The sequence below is a fragment of the Micropruina sp. genome, assembly GCF_027492755.1.
In the GTDB taxonomy this organism is placed as follows: Bacteria; Actinomycetota; Actinomycetes; order Propionibacteriales; family Propionibacteriaceae; genus Micropruina.
Map to the genome: position 1 here is coordinate 1 of NZ_JAPUED010000042.1, position 3,206 is coordinate 3,206.

Annotated in this window: 3 protein-coding genes; 2 read left to right on the forward strand and 1 reads right to left on the reverse strand. The window is 69.3% G+C overall.

What is annotated here, in order from left to right:
• Positions 1-217: aldo/keto reductase (locus Q0066_RS02735; RefSeq protein WP_298129816.1), on the forward strand; the 217-nt coding region annotated here is incomplete at its 5' end.
• Here the strand turns inward: Q0066_RS02735 and Q0066_RS02740 are convergent.
• On the reverse strand, positions 184-1,185 hold the full coding sequence (locus Q0066_RS02740) for an ATP-dependent DNA ligase (protein WP_298129818.1): 1,002 nt from the start codon (positions 1,183-1,185) through the stop codon (positions 184-186). The genes Q0066_RS02735 and Q0066_RS02740 overlap by 34 nt on opposite strands.
• Before the next feature lie 93 nt (positions 1,186-1,278).
• Here Q0066_RS02740 and pta point away from each other — a divergent pair.
• The coding region (pta, locus tag Q0066_RS02745; RefSeq protein ID WP_298129819.1) for a phosphate acetyltransferase at positions 1,279-3,206 on the forward strand (1,928 nt) is incomplete at its 3' end.

Consider the following 3,206-nt stretch of genomic DNA (forward strand, 5'->3'; position numbering starts at 1 on the left):
CGAGGTGGGCGCCCGCCCCGCGCAGGTCGCCCTCGCCTGGCTGCTCGGGCACGACTCCGGAGTCGTCCCGATCCCGGGCACCAAGCGATCGGCCTATCTGGACGAGAACCTCGCCGCCCTCGACCTCACCCTCACCGCCGACCAGCGCGAGCGGCTGAGCACCCTTCGGGCGGCAGGCGACCGCTATCGCTCCGGATCGGGCGTGCCTTCTCGCTGAGCAGCGCGCTTGCGGCGTTTTCCCTCGTGCATCGCCGCCACCCGGGCGATCGGAATGGCGTGCCCTTCGGCGATCAGCTCAGCGGGCACCGACTGCGGCGACGGCAGCAGCTCCGCCCACGGATCCCCGGCACCCACCAGCGCCGGCACATTGCGAATCGTGAAATCAGCGGGCGTCACGGCAGCCAGATCGTCCCACGTCACCGGGAAGGACACCGGCGTCCCGGGACGCACCCGCGGGCTGTAGGCGCAGGCCAGCGAGGCGCCGCCGGAGCGGGTGGCGTCGACGAACACCTTGCCGCCCCGATCAGCCTTCAGGAACGCGGTCGTCGCCACCTCGGGCGCCAGCCGTTCGGTGCGGGCCGCCAGCGCCCGGGTAGCGGCTGCCGCATCGGGCAGATCGATGTCACGCACCGGCACGATCACGTGCACGCCTTTCGAGCCGGACGTCTTCGCCGCCCCGGCCAGCCCGGCCGCCGCAAGGGCCTGCCGGACCAGCAGCGCCGCCCGAATCACCGCGTCGAAGCCGCTGCCGGCCGGCGGATCGAGGTCGAGCACCAGGTGCGTGACCCGTCCGGCCAGGATGTCGGTGTGCTCGCCTCGATCGGGCAGCATCACCGTCGGGTGGTATTCGACCGCGCGCTGGTTGGCCAGCCACAACAGGGTGGGCCGATCGTCACAGAGCGGGTAACGGACTTCCCGATGCCCCGCCTGCGACCAAACGATCGTGCTGCGCACGTAGTCAGGGGCGTAGTCGGGCAGGTTCTTCTGCATGAACGGTTGCTGACCCGGGCGCACTCTGATCACCGACAGCGGCCGCCCGGCAAGTTCGCGCAGGATCGGCCCGCTCACGGCGTCCAGGTAGTCGATCAGGTCCCGTTTGGACGCCTCGGCGCCACCGAACAGCGGCTGGTCCAGGTTGGTCAGCTCGACCCCGTCGCGTACCTCCACCTGCCGCGTGCGTGCCATTGACCCAGCCTGCCACCGGTCCGCCCGAGAAGCGCGCCCAGCGATCGAACGAGCCGCAGACAGGCACATCGTGACGGCGTTAGCCTGTCGCCCGTGACCCGAAGCATTTACGTCGCGGCCCCCGAGGGCCAGACCGGCAAATCCGTCATCGCCCTAGGACTCCTCGACACGCTGCTGCGCGAGGTCGAGTCGGTCGGCGTGTTCCGCCCGCTGGTTCGTTCCGGGCAGCACGACGACATTCTTCAGATGCTGCTCGACCAACCCGGCGTGCAACTCGACTATGACGACGCCATCGGCATCACCTACGACGAGATGCGCGTCGATCCCGAGGGTGCCCTGGAGCGGATCGTCGAGAAATTCGGCCGGATCAGCCCCCGCTTCGACGCCGTGGTGGTGCTCGGCTCCGACTACGCCGATGTCACCAGCCCGACCGAGTTGGCTTTCAACGCCGATGTCGCTGCCAACCTGAACGCCGCACTGCTGCTGGTGGTCAGCGGTTTCGGACGCGGCGTCCGCGAGATTCGCGACGCCGCCGACGCGGCCCTCAACGAGTTCACCGCCCATCACGTCCAGACCATCGGCGTGATCGCCAACCAGGTCGACCGGGCCATCCTGACCGAGACCTCGGCGGCGCTGCGCGAGCTCACCCACCTGGTCGTCGCGGCCCTGCCGGCCGAACCCCTGCTGGTCGCCCCCACCCTGCGCGCCCAGTTCGAGGCGGTCGGCGCGACCCAGGTGCTGGGCAATCCCGATCTGCTCGACCGCGAATCGCAGGACGCCATCGTCGCCGCGATGACGCTGCCGAACGTGCTCTCCCGGCTGGTCACCGAGGCCACCGTGCTGATGCCCGGCGACCGTTCCGGCGACCTGCTGCCCGGCCTGATCCTGGCCCACCATTCCGGGTCGTTCCCGCAGCTCACCGGCGTCATCCTGACCGGCGGTTACCCGATCCCCGAGAACGTGGTGAAGCTGTTCGACGGCATGCATCTCGACCTGCCGATCGGCATGACCGACCAGGGCACCTACACCACCGCCCGGGACGTGTTCCAGACCCGTGGGCATTTCACCTCCTCGCCTCGCAAGGCTGAGACGGCCCGCCGGATCTTCGCCGAGCAGGTCGATTCGGCCGAGTTGATCAAGGCACTCGAGGTGCCGCCGTCGCACGTGGTCACCCCGCTGATGTTCGGCTACCAGCTCAACGAGCTGGCCCGCCGCGACCGCCGCAAGATCGTGATGCCCGAGTCGTCCGACGATCGCATCCTCGAGTCGGCCTCGATCCTGCTGCAGCGCGGCGTCGCCGACCTGGTGCTGCTGGGCGACCCGGTCGAGATCAAGACCCGCGCCTCGGCGATGGGCTGGGTGCTGGACGGCGTCGAGATCGTCAACCCCACCGACGCCGACCTGGTCGAGCGGTTCGCGGCCGAGTACGCCACGGTGCGCGCCCACAAGGGCGTCACCATCGAGCAGGCCCGCGAGAAGATGAAGGACCTGTCCTACTTCGGCACGATGATGGTGCATCTGGGCATGGCCGACGGCATGGTGTCGGGCGCCATCAACACCACCGCCAACACGATCCGGCCGTCGCTGGAGTTCATCAAGACCAAGCCGGGCGTCAAGGTGGTGTCGGGTTCGTTCCTGATGTGCATGACCGACCGGGTGCACGTCTACGCCGACTGCGCGGTGAACCCCGATCCGACCGCCGAGCAGCTGGCCGACATCGCGATCAGCTCGGCCGAGACGGCGGTGGCCTTCGGCATCGAGCCGCGGGTCGCGATGCTCTCCTACTCCACCGGCAGCTCCGGCTTCGGCGCCGACGTCGACAAGGTGCGGCAAGCCACCGAGATCGTCCGCGAGCGGCGTCCGGATCTGGCGTTGGAGGGGCCGATCCAGTTCGACGCCGCCGTCGACCCCGACGTGGCGAAGACCAAGCTGCCCGACTCGCCGGTAGCCGGCAAGGCGACGGTGTTCATCTTCCCCGACCTGAACACCGGCAACAACACCTACAAGGCGGTGCAGCGGTC

Excerpts from the sequence above, each read along its gene's own strand:
- Q0066_RS02740 (WP_298129818.1), bottom strand. The coding sequence starts at position 1,185 with ATGGCACGCACGCGGCAGGTGGAGGTACGCGACGGGGTCGAGCTGACC.